The following is a 5,532-nucleotide window of genomic DNA, read 5'->3' on the forward strand; positions in this document are numbered from 1 at the left end:
AGCGTTACCCGCACACGGTGGCAATGGCGGCCAAGTTCGAAACCGAGCAAGGCAAGACGGATTACAAAAAACGCAAGTGGATTGCCGAGCCACCTAATGGCTGGATCAAGAATGTTCTGGGGTTTCGTCAGTTCAGCATGCGTGGATTGAAGAAAGCACAGGCCGAGTTCAAGCTCGTGTGTTTGGCGCTCAATCTGCGAAGAATGGGGGCAATGCAGGCAAGTTGAGAGCAAAAGGCTCTGGCAAAGGCCCATCTGGCGCTCCCAGTCCACGCCAAATGACCAAAGCGTCACCAACAGTATGCGTGCTGGCGAACTTGTTCATCACCGTTTAGCCACTTTGGGTAGGCGTTGATGAATATTGTCGGAGCAGAAAATTGGTCTGCCGCCCAGACTCCTAGTGAAGCCTCGAAGTCATCTCTGGGGAATCTGTATGCTCAATAGGACAAATGGTTGGATGCCGCGCTGGTTGCTTGTCGGCTTCGTGGCGCTTGTATGCTTTGCCTCGCAGGCCGCCACGCCGATGGTGTCGCTTGGACGCAACCACACCGTTGCGTTGCAAAGCGATGGCAGAGTCCTGACATGGGGAGACGACGGCTCCGGGCAGCTTGGTACCGGACGCTTGCCCTTTTCAACCGTACCGGGACTGGTGGCGAACCTCGACTCGGTGAAAAGTATCGCCGCCGGCGTTAACCATTCGCTGGCGGTGCGTCAGGATGGGACGGTTTGGGCTTGGGGAGAAAATAGTGGGGGGCAACTTGGTGGCGGAGAGAGCAACAATCGCACCAACGCCACGCAGGTGCCTGAGATTTCCAACGTTATCAGCGTCTGTGGTGGCAGTGCTTTCTCACTGGCACTAAAGTCCGACGCAACGGTGTGGACATGGGGATCGGGCCATGATGGGGCATTGGGCAATGGCGGCTTTGAGTCGGCGTCGACTCCTGTGCAAGTGAGTGGTCTAAGCCAGGTGGCGGCCATCGCGTGTGGCAACAGCCATGCCTTGGCCTTGAAGCAGGACGGCTCGGTGTGGTCCTGGGGTTCCAACGCCGATGGTGAGCTGGGCGATGGCAGTACCACCGTACGACCGACGCCAGTGAAGGTTCAAGGTCTGTCTGGCGTGACCTCCGTCAGCGCCGGGAATTTTTTCAGCGCGGCTTTGAAGGCGGACGGAACCGTTTGGGAATGGGGTGTGCGGGATGGTTACGCCAAGCCCCACGGCACGCCCCGCGTGTTGCCTATGCAGACGGTCGGCCTGAGCAATGTTGTCGCCCTCGCCGCGAGTTTGAACAGTTTTTGGTTGATAGCGCTGCATGCCGACCAAAAGACTTGGTGGAACTGGCAAACCGGCACTCCACCTGTCAAAAAGGAGCCTGCCGGACCGATCAAATCCGTGTCCTATGCTTACGGGCAGTTCCTGCTTCTCAAACCCGATGGAACTGTGCTTGCAGGTGGCGGTGGTGGTTTTGGCAGCCTGGGTGATGGCACAACCAATTATCGTGACGAACCCGGCCTTGTTCCCAGCCTACCTAAGATCGATCAGGTGGCTACCGGTGACTGGCATGGTCTGGCGTTGGACGCGAGCGGGAAAGTCTGGAGCTGGGGGATGGACATCTCTGGTCAGCTGGGCCACGGCAGGATCTTGGGCCGTTCGGTGCCCACCGTTGTTGCCGGCTTGAGCGACATAGTTGGGCTCGACGCGGGTGGCTTTCATACGCACGCCGTCGACCGGGCAGGCAATGTCTGGGTCTGGGGCGACAATGGCTCTAGCCAGTTTGGTAACGGCTCCTACCTGAGCAGCTCAACGCCCCTGCGTCTGGACTCAATCGATGAGGTGCAGTCGCTTGCATCCGGTAACTTGTACACGCTGGCCTTGAAGCGCGACGGCACCCTCTGGCAGTGGGGCAGTATGGTGACCAATCAATTCGAAAACCAGGCCCTGCCCAACCGGCTGCTCGACAATGTCATTGCCATAGCGGCGGGGGACGAACATGGCCTTGCGCTTCAGCGCGATGGAACGGTCTGGTCCTGGGGGATGAACGAGTCGGGTGAGCTGGGAGACGGGACGACGGTGAATCAGCCACGTCCTGGCCTGGTACCTGGCCTGCCGGGGGTCAGGCTGATTGCTGCCTCAAGCAGCAGCAATTACGCTGTCAAAGCCGACGGCACTGTGATGGCCTGGGGCAGCAACGAGCGGGGCCAGCTCGGAGATGGAACCCTGGTCAAACGAGTCGGTCCCATCGTTGTTCCCGGATTGACGGAGGTCACGGACATTGCAGCTGGTGATAGCCATGTGCTCGTGAAAAAGCGCGATGGCTCAGTCTGGGGCTGGAGCTGGGACTACGCGGCTTACGGCGAACTGGGTACGTTGGGTGCCGACGCCGGTTCGATTCCCGCCCCCCTGGTTGGATTGGGTGATATTTCGCAGATTGCTGCAGGCGCTAAGGTCAGTGCCTTCGTTCGCAGCGATGGCCAGGTCCTGATGGGAGGAGAAAACTATATCGGGCAACTTGGCGATGGCACTTTCGCTGCGCGTTCCAGCCTCGGTCTGGTTGTCAATGCCAATGCCAACGGTTTCCTGAATCTGGGCTCCATCACTAACGTCAAAGTGGAAGCATTGCTGTCGGTGCCCTTCTACGTAACCTCTATCGGCGGCATCACGGACAACAGGGGCAGCGTTGCCACCGTCACTAAATTTAACCCGGCCGACACCGGCAAGACTGGCGCTATCTATATTACTGCCAGCGTACCCAAGGGTTCTTCTTTGGTGAAAAACGAAGAAAGGGCAATCGCTGCCAATAGTCCGCGGCTTAGTGCGGCTGCAGCCGCAGCGACCGACGCCTTTTCCCTGATTCAGCTTACAACCGGTGGCTGGCAAACCGTCACCAACGGCCAGTTGCTGCCCTACGCCAGTGGTGTGCTGGGCGATCAGCTTGCCGCCCAGACCATTCTTGACAATACCGACACCAGCACCCTCAAGGGTGCCGAATTTTGCGTGGGCTATGGCAGCAGCGCGCAAGACATGCTCAACCAGGGCAACATCCGCGCTGTGGCGACCGTCCCTGGAGGATCGACTTCCACGTCATGCGTGGTCGGTGGCACCGTAAGCGTGGCTTTGAGTGCCGCGCCGGGCTGGAATCTACTAGGCAACCCGGTGAACCAACGCATTGCGGTAGCGGCCTGGTTTGGTGATGCGGCAAAGGTGAACTCGGTCTGGAAGTGGAACAATGTGGCAGTCAACTGGCAGTTCTACGCACCCAACCTGAGTGTCACGGAATTGCAGAGCTATGCGACTAGCCAGGGTTTTGCGGTTCTGAACGATATTGAAGCTGGTGACGGCTTTTGGGTCAATGCCAAGGTCCAGGCGGACTTTGGCAGCGTCACCGGATCTGCCATTAACCTGCGCGAAAGCAGCCTGGGCGGCGGTTGGAACTTAGTGACCACCGCGACGCCGATTTCAGCCAGGGACTTCAACGCGAGCCTGAGCACCACCCCACCTACCACGGCCCAAGTGCCCAACAACATGACATCCATGTGGGCCTGGGACAACGCAAAAGCAACCTGGTACTTTTACGCACCCAGCTTGGATGGACAGGGGGGAAGCGTGCTCAGAGACTTTGTAAGCAAGCACGGTTATTATGATTTTGTCTCAGACGGCAAGATCTTGAGCAAGGGCTTGGGCTTTTGGGTAAATCGGCCCTGACAGGTCGAACCTTTGAGGTTTCGCCGGGCGCTCGATGAAGCGTGAAGCTGTCGCTCAATCGACGTAAAGCAATCAATTGACTACCAGCATCATAGAAGCGGACGACATGATCCGTATTGAGTGGAGCGCTTGCTAGTCTTACTGTGTCATAAAGTTAGTCTTCGACTTACCCAATTGCAATGAGGGAAGTGACCCAGAGCGCTGGCGAGAGCGACGCTCAGGTGCAGGCGTAAGATTGTTATTGAGTCCGCTACGTGACGCTGTACGCGCAGGGCTTCCCCGAGGGATGTAACTTTCGGGAACGTTAGGCACTTGGCGTTGGACGAAGCTTTTTTTTGCCGGCGGTATCACTTCCAGCTTTGAGTCGGTGGGCCATCAGGAACCCGTAGGCCGCGATGCTCAGAGTGGCGTGATGGTGAAAGCCACGCCACCCCCGCCCTTCATAGTGCCCCAATCCAAACTCCTGCTTCAAATCCTGGTAGTCGCGTTCAATACGCCAACGCATCTTTGCAAGGAACACCAACTGCTCCAACGTCGCTTCGTCGGGTGCGGTACTCAGGAAGTATTTTGTTGGCTCGTTTTCGTCTTCGGGCCATTCAATCAGCAACCATTCGTGCGCGCGCATCCGGGTGCCTCAGTTGTCCCGATGAGCCGGTCGCACCCGCACCGCGGTGAAACGCGAGCACAATTCTGTGTTGCCGCCCTCGCGCCATGCCACAGTGCACCATGCTTGCGCATCCAGAGTCATTGCCAATGTTTTGACGGCAACGGGTTCATTGCCGGGCTCCCGGCGTAGCCGTGTCGGCTTTACGCCTCGACCCGACCAGGCTTTGGGCGGGAGCGGCTCAGTCCCCGGTGCCCAAACCGTGGTAGCTGGACGAATGCCTACTGCGTAGAGCATGCCCAATTCAGTGATGCCATCGCGAAAGGCTGTCTCATCCCCATAACCGGCATCAGCCAGCATCACGCCCATGCGAGACCATCAGCAACTGCTTGGCTCATCTGCACCAAAGCCATATCGGGTTTGCTGACAAAAGCCTTTTCTTGAGGGACACCAGCCACCTTACGCCGCACCGGGTCAGCAGCCCAGTCTTTGGGAAGCTAGAGTTGGTACGCGATTGGGATGTTGCCCTGAGCGCTTGCCGGCGACAGACTGACCGCTACCTGGCAATTGTCTTGTTTGCCCGGCTGACCGCAATACTGGCGGGCTACGCCCACCGAGTGGCGGCCCTTCTTCGGAAAACCCGTGTCGTCGATGATCCAGTAGCAGCCGCTATCGAGCCCAAGCGCTGGTACAACCCAGTCGCACACTCGAGCCATGACTTGGGCGTCCGACCACTCGGACTTGGCCACGAAGTGATGCAACGCTTGGTGGCGAGCGCTGGCGTGCAGTGGATCAACGCGCGCGGCCATGAGTTCCACGCTTTTGCGTGACAAGGGCAGCATCAATCCGGTGCAATACCCGCTCAGTCCCGCATGCCGGTCAGCGTGGCCAAGCCCTTGAGGCAAATGCGCCACGTAACGAGAGAACTCTTTGGCTATGTCCATCATCTCTCCACTCAGGATTTGATGACCCAATTTTATGCAGCTTTATGACACAGTAAGAGTAGGAACCTGTGCGCTCAGGGCCACACAGACGGGCAATGCGACCTTCGCCAGCGCCTCGGCCAGTGCCAGTGTGGTCATCAATGCAGCTTCGGCCAACCCCACCCGCCTCCTCAACATCGCCACCCGAGGCAAGGTCGAAACGGTCGACAACGTCATGATCGCCGGCTTCATCATCCAGGGCAGTTCTCCCAAGAAAGTACTCATCCGCGCCCGTGGCCCCTCTCT

At 58.4% G+C, this 5,532-nt stretch carries 3 protein-coding genes and 1 pseudogene; 3 read left to right on the plus strand and 1 reads right to left on the minus strand.

All coding sequences use genetic code 11. From position 1 onward, the window contains the following. On the plus strand, window positions 1-227 hold a 227-nt coding region (locus KBF66_RS18665), incomplete at its 5' end, for a transposase (RefSeq protein WP_296661110.1). 205 nt (window positions 228-432) lie between these two features. After that, window positions 433-3,699, plus strand: coding sequence for a hypothetical protein (locus KBF66_RS18670; protein WP_296661112.1), 3,267 nt, complete (start codon window positions 433-435; stop codon window positions 3,697-3,699). 138 nt (window positions 3,700-3,837) lie between these two features. Here KBF66_RS18670 and KBF66_RS18675 read toward each other — a convergent pair. Further along, a pseudogene (locus KBF66_RS18675) lies at window positions 3,838-5,247 on the minus strand (IS701 family transposase). A gap of 34 nt (window positions 5,248-5,281) precedes the next feature. Here KBF66_RS18675 and KBF66_RS18680 point away from each other — a divergent pair. Then, window positions 5,282-5,532 (plus strand): hypothetical protein (locus KBF66_RS18680; RefSeq protein WP_296661114.1); only part of this gene is annotated, 251 nt, incomplete at its 3' end.

The organism is Rhodoferax sp., assembly GCF_018063565.1.
GTDB lineage: Bacteria > Pseudomonadota > Gammaproteobacteria > Burkholderiales > Burkholderiaceae_C > Rhodoferax.